The 19,157-nt window shown below is 41.3% G+C and carries 12 protein-coding genes and 3 tRNA genes; 2 read left to right on the forward strand and 13 right to left on the reverse strand.

All coding sequences use genetic code 11. The features are described from left to right. Positions 1–273 precede the first annotated feature (273 nt). The 11 genes from AAEZ00_RS11020 to AAEZ00_RS11070 form a co-directional block, all read right to left on the reverse strand. Positions 274–1,188, reverse strand: a complete 915-nt coding sequence (locus AAEZ00_RS11020) for an AraC family transcriptional regulator (protein WP_124013373.1) — start codon at positions 1,186–1,188, stop codon at positions 274–276. Positions 1,189–1,336: 148 nt separating this feature from the next. Next, positions 1,337–1,960: a pentapeptide repeat-containing protein gene (locus AAEZ00_RS11025; RefSeq protein WP_351074809.1), complete on the reverse strand. Its 624-nt coding sequence runs from the start codon at positions 1,958–1,960 to the stop codon at positions 1,337–1,339. A 75-nt stretch (positions 1,961–2,035) separates the two neighbouring features. Further along, entirely contained in the window at positions 2,036–3,913 is a 1,878-nt protein-coding gene (locus AAEZ00_RS11030) for a SurA N-terminal domain-containing protein (RefSeq protein ID WP_351074811.1), read from the reverse strand. Positions 3,914–4,133: 220 nt separating this feature from the next. After that, positions 4,134–4,406, reverse strand: a complete 273-nt coding sequence (gene hupB / locus AAEZ00_RS11035) for a nucleoid-associated protein HU-beta (RefSeq protein ID WP_059745462.1) — start codon at positions 4,404–4,406, stop codon at positions 4,134–4,136. Between the two features lie 261 nt (positions 4,407–4,667). Next, positions 4,668–7,019: an endopeptidase La gene (lon, locus tag AAEZ00_RS11040; protein ID WP_351088634.1), complete on the reverse strand. Its 2,352-nt coding sequence runs from the start codon at positions 7,017–7,019 to the stop codon at positions 4,668–4,670. A gap of 131 nt (positions 7,020–7,150) precedes the next feature. Further along, a complete protein-coding gene (gene clpX / locus AAEZ00_RS11045) occupies positions 7,151–8,431 on the reverse strand; it encodes an ATP-dependent protease ATP-binding subunit ClpX (protein WP_101030323.1) in 1,281 nt (426 codons plus the stop codon). 129 nt (positions 8,432–8,560) lie between these two features. Further along, positions 8,561–9,172 carry an ATP-dependent Clp endopeptidase proteolytic subunit ClpP gene (gene clpP / locus AAEZ00_RS11050; protein WP_101030322.1) on the reverse strand — a complete coding sequence of 204 codons (612 nt, stop codon included), beginning with the start codon at positions 9,170–9,172 and terminating at the stop codon, positions 8,561–8,563. A gap of 90 nt (positions 9,173–9,262) precedes the next feature. After that, positions 9,263–10,567, reverse strand: coding sequence for a trigger factor (gene tig / locus AAEZ00_RS11055; RefSeq protein ID WP_101030321.1), 1,305 nt, complete (start codon positions 10,565–10,567; stop codon positions 9,263–9,265). A 396-nt stretch (positions 10,568–10,963) separates the two neighbouring features. Continuing rightward, positions 10,964–11,039, reverse strand: a tRNA-His gene (locus AAEZ00_RS11060). Positions 11,040–11,047: 8 nt separating this feature from the next. After that, positions 11,048–11,124, reverse strand: a tRNA-Arg gene (locus AAEZ00_RS11065). Between the two features lie 86 nt (positions 11,125–11,210). Continuing rightward, a tRNA-Pro gene (locus tag AAEZ00_RS11070) sits at positions 11,211–11,287 on the reverse strand. Positions 11,288–11,578: 291 nt separating this feature from the next. Here AAEZ00_RS11070 and folD point away from each other — a divergent pair. Then, entirely contained in the window at positions 11,579–12,433 is an 855-nt protein-coding gene (gene folD, locus AAEZ00_RS11075) for a bifunctional methylenetetrahydrofolate dehydrogenase/methenyltetrahydrofolate cyclohydrolase FolD (RefSeq protein ID WP_124013378.1), read from the forward strand. A gap of 63 nt (positions 12,434–12,496) precedes the next feature. Here the strand turns inward: folD and AAEZ00_RS11080 are convergent, their stop codons facing one another. Beyond that, complete coding sequence (locus tag AAEZ00_RS11080) at positions 12,497–13,960, reverse strand: sigma-54-dependent transcriptional regulator (RefSeq protein WP_124013379.1); 1,464 nt, start codon at positions 13,958–13,960, stop codon at positions 12,497–12,499. Between the two features lie 29 nt (positions 13,961–13,989). Then, positions 13,990–17,523, reverse strand: coding sequence for a PAS domain S-box protein (locus tag AAEZ00_RS11085; RefSeq protein ID WP_351074815.1), 3,534 nt, complete (start codon positions 17,521–17,523; stop codon positions 13,990–13,992). Positions 17,524–17,849: 326 nt separating this feature from the next. Between AAEZ00_RS11085 and AAEZ00_RS11090 the strand changes: the two genes are divergently transcribed. Then, entirely contained in the window at positions 17,850–19,157 is a 1,308-nt protein-coding gene (locus AAEZ00_RS11090; protein ID WP_351074817.1) for a SpoIIE family protein phosphatase, read from the forward strand.

The following is a 19,157-nucleotide window of genomic DNA, read 5'->3' on the forward strand; positions in this document are numbered from 1 at the left end:
AAAATGCCCAAATCTCGTCGTTGCCCTCACCTTTAATTGCCATTCACCCATATCTGTCTCTTTTTAGCTTTTTAGGCTATCGTGGCTAGATTACCCTGTCTGGGATGACATGATTCAATAACCTCATGCGGATAGTAGTGATGACTCACAAGTAATAAACGCCCTTTATACCTGCTCTTTGAGGGTTGAAGTCAGCATTAGATCCCTATATTAATAGTGAATAAGTGAATATTTATTGACCATGGTCAGCCCGTGATGGCTTATGGTTTGAGGTTAAACAATCGGTAAATAAATCAGTACTTGTTGTGAGTCTTGCTGTTGTTTTGGCTGAGGGTCACCAAACTCATTATCAGCAATCACGAGTCGCTCTAAAAATAAGGGGAAATCTCTTAGGGTAACATCATTCGCATTAACCCAATCGCGATACAGGTAGCCTATTGCCGCCGTAATACCATTATCATCACCATTGTATTTAACCCTCGCACATCGTCCCTGAGGGATCTCTTTGAGCTTAATCTGACTCGATTCTAACGCTAAAGGGTTCAACCTTGCTTGTGTCTCGGTATTTAACGATACACCAATATCAATTCGATATTGCGTTTTAGCAGATAACTCCGAGCTTGAGTAAAGCAAATTAAAGGTTCTACCGCTTGTAGGAGATAAAGCAAACTGTCGACGCCATTCAATAAATCGCGCAATAGTTTGAGGTAATAAAGCCGGATCACCATGATGTTCCATCACCGCTAATGCTTGCGTATCAAACGATACAATATCAACTGAGGGTTGCTTCTCTTGCTGACTAACATCTGCTTGAAACGATTTAAGCGGTTGTTGCTTAGCAAAAAAGTTGCCCCAATCAGGCGCTTGTTGGAATGATTGAGGGCTTTGACCAATACTGCGAGTAAACGATTCGATAAAGTGCTGTTCGTTACGATAGGCCAATTTAGCCGCGATTGTAGTCAGAGAAACTTGCTTGGCAAAACCTAATAAATGGGCGGCTTCTAGGCTTTTTAGTAATTCTACATAGGCGTCAATGGAGATATGATACAGCGCATAAAATAGCGCTTCAAAATGGCTTTGTGGTATATCGGCAATATCAGCTAACATTCCCAGGTCAAACGGCTCATGTAAATGCTGATCTAAATAAGCTAATGCTCGCTCAAATGCCTGATCAAGTCTATGGCTCATGTCGTCTCCTTTTGGGTGTAAGTCATCACATCCCGATCGCTATCAGAACCTAACTAATGTAAATTAACTTGTTGCTTGTGCGCAGGCAATAATACCTAATCTTTAGCCATTGTTTAGCCAAAGTTTAACCAAAATTGGAATAATGAAATTAATCAACTAATTGAATATCTAAGCCTTCTAACAAACTCAAGGCTTCAAATCGGCTGAATATGGCTTGTTTAACCTCATTACGGGTGATGTCAATGTGATAATTGCTTGCATCGGTAAAATTAGCACCGCTTAAATTAGTATGACTAAATTGGCTTAAAGTAAAATCTGTCCGTCGCAAATCGGCTTTGCTTAAATTGGCTTCTCTAAAATCAACATCGTGGGCACGACAATCTACCAATGTTATCTCGGGTAAATGAAGCGAGTAAAAGTTACTGCCATCGAGTAAACATTGCTCAAATTTAATGCTGGTTTGAGTCATAAATTGCGGCCACTGAGCTTTAGTCCAGTCAATACCTATCGCCTTACAGTCGCGAAAAATAACATCATCAAACTCAGTGGCGACGACAGATAACACGCTTAAATTACATTGACTAAAGACACATTCAATAAACTGGCAGTGACTGAAATCACTCTGACTCAAATCACATTGAATAAACTGACATCGCTCAAATATAACCAGCTTAATCTGCAAGACTCCCTGCTTGATAAGCTCAAACGTCTCATCGCAATAATGCGATAACTCAAATCGCTCAATATCATCTCCGCTGGTTAATGGTTTCATGCCTATATTACCTTTAAAAAAAAGACCTAGGCTAGCCTAGGTCTTTTGTTATTACTTACTATTAAAATGACTTAATTAGTCAGCAACAGGATACTCAATTTCAGCAACCGCTTTTAGTGAGGTGATCACAGCACGGTAATCAGCTTCACTGTATTGAGGCGCGATACGTTGTTTAAGCGTATTGATCAGCTTGTCATTGATGCCTTCTGCTTCATTGACTTTATCAACAACAATAACCGCATAACCAGTAGCTAATGATGCAGTGTCAATAGTGACACTGTTTTCAGCAGGAGCAGCAATCTTAAAGGCTTTGTTGGTAATGGCTTGGTCGATGTCTTGATTGAAACGACCTAATTTAGGCAAGGCGGTTAAGGTTGCACCGGTTAAGGTGTTATTACCCGCTTTTAACTGCGCCATATATTCAGCGGCTTTATCACGCGCACCGTCATTGGCTTTATCTTGCTTCAAACGTTCAACAACACCCGCTTTAACATCAACTAAGCTGATGATGCCTGCTGTTTGATGTGTTTTTATGCGAATCACCACAACATGGTTTGGCGCAAGTTCAATCACATCGCTGTTCATGCCACTGGCTAACACTTGGTCAGAAAACGCCGCTTTGATAAGCTCCGGGGTGTTAAATTTGGCGGGTACGTCGTCACGAGAAAATAACTGAGTTGTTTGTACTTTCGCATTAACAGCTTGCGCGGTTTCAGCTAAAGAATCAGGAATTTCGTAACTGGTATCAGCCAGCTTAGTTTGTAAGCTATAGTATACATCTAGCGCTTTCTTTTGTTGCAGCTGTGCTACTATTTTGGCTTTAACGTCGTCAAACGATGTCGCTTGGCTGGCTTGTAAATCAAGTAGCTTAATAATGTGATAGCCAAACTCACTTTTTACAATTGACGAGACTTGATCTTTTTGTAATCCAAAAAGTGCTTCATCAAATGCAGCATCCATTACACCTTGTTCAAACCAATCTAGCTTACCACCTTGTTGAGCGCTAAGCTGGTCATCAGAATCAGTTTTTGCCACTTCAGCAAAATCTTCACCCGCTATTAACTTGGCTTTAATGGCGTCTGCTTTGGCTTTATCTGCACTGTCGTCATCGGTTGCGGCAACAAAAATATGCGCAGCAAGACGTTTTTCAGCCGTTTTATATTGTGCTTTGTTATCGGCGTAATAAGCTTTTACTTCTTCATCAGAGGTTTCACTGTTTTTAGCCATTTCATCAGCATTCAATTCAACATACTCAAGACTGACTTTTTCAGGGCTCATATATTGCGATAAATTAGCATCGTAATAGCTTTGCACTTCTTCATCAGACACCGACACACTTGATAAAAAAGGTGTTGAGTCGACCACTAAGTAGCGGATGTCACGGGTTTGGCCTTGAACTTGTGCAAGCTGCTTAGCTTCGCCATCCAAAACAAACTCACTGCCCACTAGTGCGGTGAGTAACTGACGACGAGTCATATCAACACGCATCATGTTTCTAAAACTGGTGGTTTGATAACCTAACTGACGCAATACTGCTAGGTAGCGTTCATTGTCAAATTGACCATCAGTTTGAAATGCGGGTTCTTCGATAATCGCTTGTTTGATTTGCTCATCAGATACACGTAAGCCCAATTTATAAGCAGCTTGATCAATGAGTTTATCAGCAATTAAACGATCTAATACACCTTGTTTAATGCCGTTCATGTAAGAGTCATCAGCCGCTAATGCGGTAAACATTTCGCCAAGCTGTTCTTCAATACGAGAGCGTTCATTTTGAAAAGCTTGTTCTAGATCGTTGGCGGCGATTGCGTCACCATTAACAACTGCTGCAGGTACACCTGTGTTTGAGCCTAAATAACTGCTCACACCGGCAAAAGCAAAAGAAAGTATCACAAGGACTAGAATTGTTTTAGCAACAATCCCCTGTGATCCTTCACGAATTTTTTCTAACATCTGAATTCTCGCTTGTTGCGATTAATAAAATAAAAAGGCGCATCACCTTGTGGCTGCGCCTTATTGTAAATTATACGGAGTTATCAGACGCTACCACGGGCAAAACCCAATACTCCCAACATGTATTATGCCACGCATATTACAGGTTGCTTTTCGTAAAAAGCACCGCCTAAGCAGTGCTTACTTTACGAATGCCTTACAAAGGCCACGTTGTTAATAATTAATTAACAGCGTCTTTTAGCGCTTTGCCAGCTTTGAACGCAGGAATGTTCGCAGCAGCAATTTTAATTTCTTTACCCGTTTGTGGGTTACGGCCAGTACGTTCAGCACGTTGACGTACTTCAAAAGTACCAAAACCAACTAGAGAAATCTTATCGCCATCTTTAAGACCTTCAGTTACCGCAGCGATAAAAGAATCCAGTGCGCGGCCAGCAGCAGCTTTAGAAATATCAGCACCAGATGCGATTTTCTCGATTAGTTCAGATTTGTTCATGTCATCCCCTTGAATGTTATTGTCGCGCCGCAACCAAATCTATGATTAGAGCAGTCTGCGGAGGCTTTATTTTATAAGCTTGATAACACACCAAGCTTAGTACGAAAACCAAAAAATGAAATTGGATACAGCTCTACGTCAGATGCCCCAAGGGCTTGGTGCGACTGACTCTCCACCGACCTAGGCTACCACAGGTCAGCGCTTTGTTAAGCCCCTTTTTTCATTTTTTTTATGCTCTATAGCAACTTTTTAACTAACAAGCTATTTTTTGACCACTTCAAAGCCTTCAACTGGTCGTTCAAGCGCCAATTTCAACACTTCATCAATCCAACGCACTGGATGAATGATTAAATCGGCAATCACATTGGCTGGAATTTCTTCCAGATCTCGTTCATTTTCTTGAGGAATTAATACGTGTTTAATTCCGCCGCGATGCGCTGCTAATAGCTTTTCTTTTAAGCCACCAATGGGCAATACTTCACCACGTAAGGTGATTTCACCTGTCATAGCAACATCACTGCGCACTGGGTTACCCGTTAAGCTAGACACTAACGCGGTACACATTGCTGCACCGGCTGAAGGACCGTCTTTTGGTGTCGCGCCTTCTGGTACGTGCACATGAATATCACGTTTTTCATAAAAGTCGTTATTGATGCCTAAATTTTCTGCTCGAGCGCGTACAACCGTCATTGCTGCTTGAATAGACTCTTTCATCACATCGCCCAGCGAACCGGTATAGGTTAATTTACCTTTACCTGCTACTGAGGTGGCTTCGATGGTTAACAAATCGCCGCCGACTTGAGTCCATGCAAGGCCAGTCACTTGACCAATTTGGTTGTTCGATTCTGCTTTGCCAAAATCAAAACGTTGTACACCTAGAAATGACTTTAAATTATCTTGGTTAACGTCAATCACTTTGACCGTTTTATCAAGCAGAATGTGCTTAACTACTTTACGACAAATCTTCGACAATTCACGTTCTAATGAACGCACACCCGCTTCACGAGTGTAATAACGAATAATGCCTAAAATAGCGCTGTCATCGACATTGATTTCTTTTGCTTTAAGGCCGTTACGTTCAATTTGCTTACTCAATAAATGTTTCTTAGCAATATTAAGCTTTTCATCTTCGGTATAACCGGCTAAACGAATAACTTCCATACGGTCAAGCAAAGGGCCTGGAATATCCATTGAGTTTGACGTGGCAACGAACATCACATCAGATAAGTCGTAATCGACTTCGAGGTAATGATCGTTAAACGTTGCATTTTGTTCAGGATCGAGTACTTCTAATAGCGCTGACGATGGATCGCCACGCATATCAGAACTCATTTTGTCGATTTCATCGAGTAAGAACAATGGGTTTTTAACGCCTACTTTGGCCATCTTTTGAATGACTTTACCTGGCATTGAACCAATGTAAGTACGGCGATGACCGCGAATTTCTGCTTCATCACGCACGCCGCCTAATGCAACACGAACATACTTACGACCAGTAGCCCTAGCGATAGATTGACCTAACGAGGTTTTACCCACGCCTGGAGGTCCTACTAAGCACAAAATGGGCCCTTTAAGCTGCCTAACTCGGCTTTGTACTGCTAAATACTCAAGAATACGTTCTTTGACTTTTTCAAGCCCATGATGGTCTGCGTCAAGTACTTCTTGTGCTTTGGCCAAGTCACGCTTAATTTTAGAGCGTTGTTTCCAAGGCACCGCAGTCATCCAGTCAACGTAGCTGCGCACAACAGTGGCTTCAGCTGACATTGGTGACATCATTTTGAGCTTATTCAACTCAGCAATGGCTTTTTCTTTTGCGTCGTTTGGCATGCCAGCGTCTTCAATCTTACGCGCCAACACTTCAAATTCATCATGGCTTTCGTCAATGTCGCCTAACTCTTTTTGAATGGCTTTCATTTGCTCATTCAAATAGTATTCGCGCTGACTTTTTTCCATCTGTTTTTTAACACGGGTACGAATACGTTTTTCAACTTGAAGCAAGTCAATTTCCGATTCCATCATTGCCATCAGGTATTCAAGACGCTCACCGACATTGATCATCTCTAGCACAGATTGCTTGTCTTCAAGCTTCAATGGCATATGTGCAGCCATGGTATCAGCTAAACGAGCGGCTTCATCAATACCTGACAATGACGTTAATACTTCAGGTGGAATTTTTTTATTTAGCTTAATGTAGCCTTCAAATTGGCCAATCGCACTGCGAACTAGCACTTCTTCCTCTTTGTCACTTAACTGTTGTGACTCGAGGTATTCTGCTGTTGCAGTAAAAAATGCCTCTTCTTGGGTGTATTGCTTGATTTTGGCTCGTTGACCACCTTCAACTAATACTTTAACCGTGCCATCTGGTAATTTAAGCAACTGTAAAATAGAGGCTACCGTACCAATATCAAAAATATCGTCTTTGGTCGGTTCGTCAAGATCAGCGTCTCGCTGAGCGACTAATAAAATTTGCTTGTCTTGTTCCATTGCCGATTCAAGGCAACGAATTGATTTTTCCCGTCCTACGAATAGCGGAATTACCATATGTGGGTATACCACCACATCTCGCAGTGGTAATACGGGGAGTTCGATATGCGCTTCACGCTCTTTAGTCATGGCTCGATTCCGTTTAATGAAATAGACTTAATAACAATTATATTGGGGTAATGTTATCAGTTTCAATGGGCAATACGAAAAAAGGAGCCCAATGGACTCCTTATTTATCAACTTACTTGCTATCAGAGCAATTATTGCTCGCCTGAAGCAACCTGTGTCTCTGTATTTTCGTAAATCAAAATAGGAACTGATTCACCTTTCACTACTGATTCATCAATAACCGCTTTGATCACGCCTTCAGTCGATGGAATATCGTACATGGTATCGAGCAAGATGCTTTCAACAATAGAACGTAATCCACGGGCACCGGTTTTACGTGACATGGCTTTATGAGCAATAGCTTGTAATGCATCATCACGAAATTCAAGCTCGACATTTTCCATCTCAAATAATGCACTGTATTGCTTAGTTAATGCATTTTTAGGCTCAGATAGAATCTGTACTAATGCCGCTTCATCTAACTCGGTTAGCGTAGCAACAACAGGTAGACGACCAACAAATTCAGGGATTAACCCAAACTTCACTAAATCACCAGGCTCTACTTTGCTAAGGATCTGTGAAATAGTCGCTTTATCTGCTTCGCCTTTTACTTCTGCACCAAAGCCAATTCCAGTCCCTGTGTGTGCACGTTGCTCAATGACTTTTTCAAGTCCAGCGAATGCACCACCACAGATAAACAGAATTTTAGACGTATCCACTTGCAAGAATTCTTGTTGTGGATGCTTTCGTCCGCCTTGTGGCGGAATTGAAGCAACAGTGCCTTCAATTAACTTAAGCAACGCCTGCTGAACACCCTCACCCGACACATCACGAGTAATTGAAGGGTTGTCTGATTTACGACTGATTTTGTCAATCTCATCAATATAGACGATGCCACGCTCGGCTTTCTCAACGTCGTAATCACACTTTTGCAGTAGCTTCTGAATGATGTTTTCAACATCTTCACCCACATAACCAGCTTCGGTTAATGTGGTTGCATCAGCCATAGCAAAAGGGACATTCAGTGAGCGTGCAAGTGTTTCAGCTAATAATGTTTTACCGCTACCGGTTGGGCCTAATAGTAAAATGTTACTTTTACCAAGTTCAACACCATCTTTCATTGCGCCATTACGTAAACGCTTATAATGATTATATACCGCTACGGCTAACACTTTTTTAGCTTGATCCTGACCTATTACGTAGTCATCAAGATGTTTGCGTAACTCATGGGGTGTCGGCAACTTGTCTTCATCACGCTTAGGAGAAATCTCTTTGATTTCTTCACGGATGATGTCGTTACACAAATCAACACACTCATCACATACATAAACTGATGGACCAGCAATGAGTTTTCTCACTTCATGCTGACTTTTTCCGCAAAAAGAGCAGTACAGCAATTTGCCGCTGTCACCGTTATTTTTGTTATCGACCATTATTCTACCTCTGTTTACAACTTAAGCTAACCTAAGCCCTGCTTGCAGATACTTATCATAACCACATTGATGACCGAACGTCTCTCAATACAGAATACCTTAATGTAACTAAAAAATCAGCTACCCGTTTTAGCCGCGACTTGTTAGTAATGAATCGACAATACCATATTCAACAGCTTGTGTAGCACTCATAAAGTTGTCACGGTCAGTATCACGCTCTAACACTTCTAGCGGCTGGCCAGTATGATCAGCTAATATTTGGTTTAATTTATTCTTGATGCCTAGGATTTCCTTAGCATGAATTGCTATGTCTGATGCCTGACCTTGGAAACCACCTAATGGCTGATGGATCATCACTCGTGAGTTCGGTAAGCAATGACGTTTACCTTTAGCGCCACCGGCTAATAAGAAGGCGCCCATACTCGCAGCTTGGCCAATACATACAGTGCTCACATTAGGCTTAATGAACTGCATAGTGTCATAAATAGCCATGCCTGCCGTTACGGAACCGCCGGGAGAGTTAATGTATAAATAAATATCTTTATCTGGGCTTTCTGACTCAAGGAATAATAGTTGAGCAACAATGAGGTTAGCCATGTGTTCTTCGACTTGGCCAACTAAAAAGATGACTCGCTCTTTTAATAGACGAGAGTATATATCATAAGAACGTTCACCTTTCGCTGTTTGTTCAACAACCATAGGTACAAGCGCATTGAGTACTGATTCTGGTGCTTTATGCATTATTCATTTCCCTAAAATAAAAATGGCCCGCATGAGGAACCTCATACGAGCCATTATAAATGGCGAACGGCTTGTTAAGTCAAGCTTAGCTTACGCTCGTCCGGTAGCCTTGTTCATAAATTCTTCAAAAGCGACGTCTTTAACGGTTACTTTTGCTGATGTTAACAAAGCTTCAACAGCTTGCTCTTCAAGCGCTACATTGCGCATGTTTTGCATAAGTTCTTTATTTGAGTTGTAGTATGACACAACTTCTGACGGATCTTCATACGCTGAAGCCATAGATTCGATCAATGTATTGACACGATCATCTTCAGCTTTTAGCTCATTGGTCTTAATCACTTCGCCTAATAGCAAACCAATCTTAACACGACGCTCAGCTTGTTCAGTGAAAAGTTCAGCCGGAAGTTCTGGCATATTTTCAGTTTGGTCACCAAAACGTTGCATTGCTTGTTGACGAAGTACATTCACTTCACCCTCTACAAGTGCTTTAGGAATGGTAATGTCGTTTGCTGCAAGTAAGCCAGTAATGACCTGCTCTTTCACATTCGCTTTTAACGCTTGCTCTAGTTCGCGAGTCATGTTTTTACGAATTTCAGTCTTAAGTGCGTCTAAGCCACCTTCCGCAATACCAAACAAAGAGGCAAACTCATCATTCACTTCTGGTAGATTAGCCGCTTGAACTTCAGTTAAGGTAATAACGAACTTAGCCGCTTTACCTTTCAAGTTTTCAGCATGGTAATCTTCAGGGAAAGTCACTTCGATTTCGAATTCGTCACCGGTTTTATGGCCGACGATACCGGTTTCAAAACCAGGGATCATACGGTTGCTGCCTAATTGAAGTTCGAAATCATCAGCTTTTCCGCCTTCGAATTCTTCACCATCAATAGTACCAATAAAGTTCATTTTAACTTTATCGTCAGCAACTGCTTCACGTTCAACCGCAGCGAAAGTAGCGTGCTGCTTACGTAACGTTTCAATCATAGTGTCTACGTTTGCATCATTTACTTCAGCTTTAGGCTGTTCAACGGCAATGTTATCTAAGCCAGTTAGTACCACTTCTGGATAAATTTCAAACGTAGCAACGAACTCAAATGTTTCGCCTTCAGTTGTACCAGGAGTAAATACTGGTGCACCCGCTGGGTTCAACTTTTCAGCCACAACCGCTTCAATAAAGTTGCGTTGCATCACTTCACCAGTGATGTCTTGACGAATGGCTTTACCATAACGCTTGTTGATTTCGCCGATAGGTACTTTACCTGGGCGGAAACCTGGAAGACGAGCACGCTTTGCTTCGCGCAATACATTGTCTTTAACCAATTTCTCGATTTGCTCAGCAGGTACAGAAATAGTTAGGCGGCGCTCTAGGCCTTGAGTTGTTTCAACAGAAACTTGCATTGTTTTACCTCGAAATATGTCTAACGTTCTTTGTAATGGTCGACAACTCAACCATTAGATATTCGTTTCTTGACCACGGGTTTAGCTCTGACACCCAGCACAGCGATATTAATGATGCTGAAGACGCTGTTGGTGCAGTTAGCTTATTTTTGATATTTATCAAGACGCGACATTATAGCTACCGTTTTTAACAGAGTCGAGCCTGAAAAGGTCGATTTACGTGATAAAAAAGCCGACTTGTGATCAATTTTGATGTGTTTGCACGTTTAATGTGCGAAATGAGATTGTTGACTTAGGCTGATAATGCTCTGCAGCAAAATAATTATCGTGACCAAAACAAACATAACGACACCCATAAAGGGTCTTTATTCGATAGTTTGAGTTAATCAGAAAAAATGGGGTGACTGATGGGGCTCGAACCCACGACAACCGGAATCACAATCCGGGACTCTACCAACTGAGCTACAATCACCACTGAAATGGTGCACCCGGCAGGATTCGAACCTGCGACCACCCGCTTAGAAGGCGGGTGCTCTATCCAACTGAGCTACGGGCGCATGGTCACAGCTAAACGCTGCATCCTGTCTGGCTGAACAAGTTTACTTGTTCTGTTACTCGCTATGATAGCAAATAACATTTAATTTGGTCGGTGATAGAGGATTCGAACCTCTGACCCTCTCGTCCCAAACGAGATGCGCTACCGGGCTGCGCTAATCACCGAAAATCTAGTTTTGTATTCGAGTTTTATATTATCGATAAACAATAACAAGGTTGTCTCGAGAACGGAGCGCATATTAACGAGTCACCTTGCTATCGTCAACGATTTTTTTACCCCTAAATGCTATATGCCGAATTTAGCAGCAAAAACTATGATTAGTATCATAGCGCGAATAGTTTATTCACTGTATTTTCCTCGTCTAGCAAATGACACTCTTCAATACGCCTGCTAGAATAACCGCCGATCGACAATTGACTTCAACACCCGCGCCACTCAAAGGAAACTCAACAGCCATGACTGCTCAAATTATTGACGGTAAAGCCATTGCACAATCTATCCGCACCACACTAAAACAAAAAGTAGCAGTACGTAGACAAGCTGGATTTCGCGCGCCAGGACTTGCGGTTCTTTTAGTGGGCAGTGATGCCGCATCTCAAGTTTATGTTGGCAGTAAACGCAGAGCTTGTGAGGAAGTCGGTTTTGAATCGCAATCGTTTGACCTCGACATCAACACTACTGAAGCAGAACTATTAGCACTAATCGACCAGTGTAATGCTAATCCAAGCATTGATGGGATCCTTGTACAACTGCCTCTACCTGATCATATTGATGATTCAAAGGTCATTGAACGTATACGTCCAGATAAAGACGTTGATGGCTTCCATCCCTATAATGTCGGCCGTTTAGCACAACGCATTCCAGTGCTACGTTCATGTACCCCTATGGGCATTATGACCTTAATCAAATCAACCGGTGTCGATACTTATGGTCTAGATGCTACCGTGGTGGGTGCATCAAATATTGTCGGTCGTCCAATGACACTGGAATTATTATTAGCCGGTTGTACCACCACAACCTGTCACCGTTTTACTAAAAACTTAGAACAAAAAGTCCGTCAGGCCGATCTGTTGGTTGTTGCGGTGGGTAAACCAGGGTTTATTCCTGGCGAATGGATAAAACCCGGCGCGATTGTTATTGATGTTGGTATCACTCGTTTGGATAATGGCCGCCTAGTGGGTGATGTTGAATTTGATATTGCCGCTGAAAATGCGGCATTTATTACCCCGGTTCCTGGTGGAGTTGGCCCGATGACCATTGCCAGTTTGCTTGAAAATACTTTATACGCTTGCGAGCACTACCATAGTTAACATCGTGCAGCGATATGACAAAAAGCCTGTATTTGCAGGTTTTTTTGTTACACAGCAACACGACTATTTAAGCTCCATATCATCCCAAGATTGCTTCTTTCGATATATCGTAGAGGGGCTGATATCTAACATAGCTGCCGCTTTTGGGATATTGCCTTCGCAAAGTTCAATTGCGGTTTCAATCGTTCGCTTCTCAGTTTTCCATAAGGCTTCAATCACGACCGTATTGATGTCACTTAATGGCGTATTATCAAGAGTGCTGTTTTCAGGTTGTGCAGAACTTGTCGGCGCAGTTTGCATAACGGCAACGGTTTGATTAGCACCATACACACTAGGAGCCTGAACCAGATTTGATAACGGTTTGCTGATTTGCGAGGGTAACATGGCTACTTCGACTTCATCGGCATTGTTCAATACCACAATTTGGCGAACAATATTCTGTAGCTGTCGGACATTGCCAGGCCAAGCATACAGTTGAAGTTGCTTTTGAGCTGCAGCGCTGAAGCCTTTAAAGTTTTTTTGTTCTTCTTTCGCGTATTGTTTTAACAGTTTATTGGCAATTAATAAAATATCTTTACCGCGCTGATTGAGTGGAGGCAACTCAATCGGGATAACATGCAATCGATAATACAGGTCTTCTCTAAACAAGCCTTCTTGCACTTGTTGCCAAGGATCTTTATTGGTGGCGCTGATAAACCTTACATCGACCTTTTCATCTTTACTTCCCCCCACTCGACGAAATACTCCGGTTTGAATAAAGCGCAGTAACTTGCTTTGTAGTTCAAGCTCCATTTCGCAGATTTCATCAAGAAAGAATGTACCACCATCAGCTTGTGTTGCAGCCCCATCTCGCTGACTCACCGCCCCAGTAAAAGCGCCTTTGGTATGACCAAAAATCTGACTCTCGATCAACTCTTTTGGGATAGAAGCACAATTGAGTGCTATGAATGATTTATGCTTGCGATTACCAACATTATGAATAGCTTGTGCACAGACCTCTTTGCCAGTACCGCTTTCACCAAAAATAAACACCGAAGCCTTACTATTAGCGACGCAATCAATCGTTTTATACACGGTTTGCATGGCTAATGACTCACCTATAAACCCTTGATAGTTGGCTTTGGGTAGGCTGTTTTCATACTGTGTAACCAGTTTAACTAATTGCCTTTGCTTCAACGCGTTACGTAACGTTATCGCTAAACGTTTACTGTCAAATGGCTTAACTAAAAAATCAAACGCGCCGGATCGCATGGCATCTACAGCAATATCAATAGTGCCGTGAGCGGTGATCATTATCACTGTAATATCTGGATGGCTTTCATTCACCTGAGCAAGAATATCCATTCCAGACATATCAGGCAGTTTGATGTCTAGAATAAGTATATCTGGCGGTTGACGATGTATTTCTGTTAGCGCATCTTCACCATAATGCACTAAAGTGACATCGGCACCTTCGCTGTATAAGTATTCGGTATAAAGCGCCCCTAAAGATATACTGTCTTCGACTAAAACGACTCGAAATCCCATAATGTTCCTTCAGTTGTTGAAATGAATCTTCAATCATCTAATTGATAAATTTGTTTAATTACATCAACACTTTGATTTGCTATGACAATAGTCTGTTCTAATAATTCTGCTATGGGATCCTTGCCCTCTCTTGAAGCCACTTCTAACGTTTTAGCGGCTTCATACAATGCTGCAGCCCCAAAACTACCAGAACTGCTTTTTAGGGTATGAGCTTCATCTTCAATTCGACTCATGTCACCGTCAGGTCCTAGTCTTTGTAATGTTTCTATTCTCATTTGTACTTCTTGGCAAAAGACCTTTAGCATCTTCTTTAAGGTTTTTTCGCCAATAACATCGACTAAATTAGCTATTACATCAAAATTTAATAGGCCAATGTTCATCTTAGTCTCTTGCAATGTATTGCTTTGGACAGCAGCAATATCATTGTTTGGCGACAGTGATAAAGATAAATTCATGTTAATGTCTTCCTCAGATTGTTCCTCTGAGGGGCAATTAACACTATGCGGTAATTCAAGCGCCATCTTTTGCTGCGAAGTTATTTCGACTTGATCGTCTGGCTCATCGCGTGTTGATGTTTGCGCTTTATTGACCCACTTAGCGACACCGTCGATCAAATCTTTGCTATTGACCGGTTTACCAATAAAATCAAGCATTCCTGCCTGAGTACACGCCTCTAACTCTTCTTTGAATACATTGGCTGTCATCGCCAGAATAATTTGTTTAGGTTTTTGCTGTAAAATAAGGCTTGTCGCCTCTAACCCATCCATTTCTGGCATACGAATATCCATTAAAATGATGTCATAGTCAGTTTTAAGCGCCATATTAACCGCTTCTACACCATTATTAGCATACTCAATATTAGCCCCCTGTTTAGTCAACATCGTTCCTGCAACCATTTGATTTGCAGGACTGTCTTCAGCCAAGAGGATTTTACAGTGTTGAGGAAATGAAAAATTATCTCGCTGTTGCGATTCAAGTTTGGTTTCTTGGGTTGCCCCGCTGATTAGATTTAGCAACATCGCGCGACTAAGGGGTTTGTTAACAACTTGCTCTATGCCCATTTCATTTAATAGTTGCGACACTTGAGTATTCACTCCAGTGCTCAATGCAGCTAAAATACCTTGTGGAAATAAAAAGTCATTATGTAAAATTTTCAATAACTTTCTATCAACCGACATAATGTATGAATCATCGAGTAAAATGAGGTCAAACAGTCCCCGAACTCGCGATAGTTTAAAAATGTTAGCGACATCATTTATATACGTTGTTTTTACACCGTATTGGACATACTGTTTTTTTACCAATTTGCACAATTGCTCATCAGGGTGAATAATCAGCACTCGAGAATGTTCAGGTAATTTTGCATAATGATTTATTGCTTTGGTACTTTTATCTAGCGTCACAAACAAATTGAATCGGCTGCCTTTACCAAGTTCACTTTCCACCGAGATATCACCATCCATCATCCGTACCAATTCGGCACAAATTGCTAACCCTAAACCCGTCCCCTTATAATTAGTGGTATGGGTGTCGTGAACTTGGGAAAATTCAACAAATAGCTTTGTCTGAGCATCCTCACTGATACCAATACCTTGATCTGATATTGAACAACATAGCTCAACGCGTTCTTTATGACTATCAGGTATCCACATTTCTACAGTAATACAGCCTGAGTTTGAAAACTTAATCGCATTGTCAACTAGGTTATGGATCACTTGACGAAGCCGCTGAGGATCACCGACTAAACGCTGTGGAACATTGCGATTAATATAACTGGCAAGATGCACGCCTTTTTCTAATGCTTTATTGGCAAGGATTTGCAGCACCTGAGCTACTAGGTTATCGGGTTCAAACTCATGAGACTCAAGCACCATTTGCCCAGCTTCAATTTTGGAAAAATCTAAAATATCGTTAATGGTATTTAATAGCGCATCGCCCGCTTCTTTAGCCGTTGTAACATAAATTCGTTGCTCTTTTTGAAGCGACGACCCCAAAAGTAATTCAACGCTACCCAGCACGGCATTTAATGGCGAGCGGATTTCATGACTCATGGTGGCTAAAAAGCGTGATTTTGCTTTACTGCCGGCTTCAGCTTGCTCTTTGGCAAGCCGCAACTCTTCTTCTTTTGATTTTTGCTCAGAAATATCCCGTACAAATGCGGTAAATAAAATATCATCTCCCAGCTGAATAGGTATGACCCTTAACTCAATGGGAAACTCTTTACCGTCTTTATTGTGGGCGGGTACCTCAATCCGTTTGTGCAACACAGCCCCTTTGGCCGTTTGCCGATAATGTTCCATACCCTTTCGATGAGCTTGTTGAAATGCCTTAGGAATAATTAAATCCTCTAAGTATTTACCTAACACTTCTTCGCGGGAATAACCAAAAAGCTTAATCGCTGCTGGATTAAATTCTTCTACGCTACCGGTAATATCAATAGTAATTAATGCATCTTGGCTTGCCTCAAGCGTCGCCAGTAAAATTGACTGGCTTCGTTCAGCCGCTTTCTGATTAAGCTTTATTGCAGTAAGATCTTTAATAAATCCCAAAAATAAAATGTTGTTATCAATGACCATTTTAGACACTGACAATTCAATAGGAAATTGATGTCCGTCTTTGTGCTCAGCAATTAACTCTCTACCGGTACCGATTATCTTAGCTTCAGCCCCGTCAAGGTAACGCTTTATATAGTGGCCATGCATTTCTCGATCGGCTATTGGCATCAGTATCGAAACATTTTCACCCACCAGCTCCTCGTTACTATAGCCAAAAAGACGGGTTACAGATTTATTCACTTCAGTAATCAAGCCGTTAACATCAATGATAACAAATCCGTCAGCAGCTGATTCTAAAATAGTATTTAATCTGACGTTTGCTCCCGTTAAGGCATGAGCTCTTGAATCAATATTTTGTACCATTTGATTAAAAGCAGTGGTGGTTTGAGCAATTTCATCTTTACCGACAACCGGTATTTGTACCCCGGTTTTACCTTGCAAAATAAGTTTTGAGGCGATTTGTAATTGCATCAGATTACGAGTCAAATACACAACTAATAACCAAGAAAATAGTGCGGCGAGGAGTATTCCAACAACCGCAATAGATAAAAGTCGGCTAGAAGCTTGGATTAAAAAGGCATCAAATCCAGAGCGATCAAATCCGATTTGAACAGCCCCAATATCAAGCCCATCTTTAATTATTGGCCTGTTTATATCAAAAATATTGTTTTGTTCATCAATTTGGCCTACTTCATCAACGCCCCATATAACATTGCTGGACTCTTTGTGCATTGCGACGATAAGTTGATTATTTTTAAAAATATAAACGTAGCTGACTTCTTGTTTGTGACTAAGCTCTTTGGCTAGCTCTCTTAAGGTGGTTTTATTCAACTCATTTAGCGCATCTTTAGCCGCTACCGAAAATAAGCTCGTGGTTAGGCTCGCTCGTTTCTCAATTTCAGACTGGTTAGATTGTTTGAGGTAATCAATACTGGTGTAGACCAAAATAAATAGCAATATGGCTTCAATCAGTGCCACTCCTATAATCGTTTTTAATCGAAAAGACAAATTCCCTCTCCCTTACGGACCAGCAAATAACGTTGATAAACGTCTTATACAATTACTATGGATGAGGCTGTTGCATTTTGCAATAACGACATTGCAAATTGAAAATTGAAAACAGGTATAGCAAATAAATTTTCACAAGATCATGTTTTAAAAGTTATTTGAAGAATGGAATAGTTATTGCTTGTAGTTATGGGTTAATAGTTATTGCTTGTCGTTATGGGCTAATAGTTATTGATTGTAGTTTTGGGTTAATAGTGGAATTAACACCGAAGACACAGTGTGAAGGTTGATCAGTAAACCTTCAAAGGTCAACATTGGAGTAAAACATGAATCTGGCTAAGTTAACACACACTATCAATATACTGCTCGCAGAAGACTCGACAAGCGAAAGACTGTTTATCGCAAGTCTGTTGGAATTGCTGCAGGTTGAAGATTGCAACATCGTATTGCATCAGTGTATCGACGGGCAACAAGCCTTATCCTTGTGTGAAAATCAACCCATTGATTTACTCATCAGCGACTGGCGTATGCCTAAATTAACTGGGATTGCCGTCTGTGAATTATTGAAACAAACTGATTCACCTCCTTACATACTGTTACTTACCGGTAATAATGCAACCGATGACCTCATTTATGCATTAGAGTCTGGAGCAGATGATTATTTAGCTAAGCCTTTTGAACCCAAAGTGCTAAAGATGCGTGTCATCGCCGCGATTCGTCTGATTAAGGCACAACAGATAATGAAAGCACAAAATAATGCACTTAATCAGGCATTTCATAAAACACAAAAATTACTTGATCAGAAAAAATCTGAATTGAAACAAGCCGCTCAATTGCAACATGCATTATTACCTGACAAACGATTCACCTTAGAAAATTGGCAAGTGAATCATTATTTCGCTGCAGCAAATGAGTTGGCCGGTGACATGTTTCAATGCTTTACTATTGACGGCCAATGGATCGGATTTTTCTTAATCGATGTGTCAGGTCACGGCGCGGGGGCCGCAATGCAAAGTTTCGCCCTGGCACAATCATTAAACCCAAGTCGAGTAGATTGGCATCAATCTCCAGCAATACTAATGGATTACATTAATCAGGTTTTTTCAGACCCCTGCCAGCACGGCCAATTTGCCACGATGATAATAGGAAAAATCAACAGTAAAAGTGGCCAATATGAAATGTGCAATGCCGGTCACCCACAGCCCTTTCTCATCAGCCAACATCGCTGTGAGTCACTCGATATCCCTTCGAGTTTACCCATTGGTATTGATGAACATACTCAATATATCGACTGCCAAGGTCACCTAACTGATGATGAACATCTAATGATTTTTTCTGATGGTATTTATGAAATTAACCATCCGAAGTTGGGTATGTTTGGGCTTGAACGGCTCAAAACATTATGCATGGTCAACCACGCAATTAGTGGTGATGCGATGATCCATCGCATTCGTCATGCATTGTCAATGTGGCAACAAGGTGAAGCACAAGACGACATGTCACTTATGTTGTTTTCCAACAGACTGTGGCACCAGAAAAAGTCTGTTGAACACCAAAAAAGCCATAACCAGCAAAGCCATCAGGCGAACAAAGCGGTTAATTCATCGGGATCCATAAGTGATAAAATGCCATAA

Origin of the sequence: Shewanella sp. S1-49-MNA-CIBAN-0167 (assembly GCF_040310145.1) — a bacterium.
Taxonomy (GTDB): domain Bacteria; phylum Pseudomonadota; class Gammaproteobacteria; order Enterobacterales; family Shewanellaceae; genus Shewanella; species Shewanella psychromarinicola.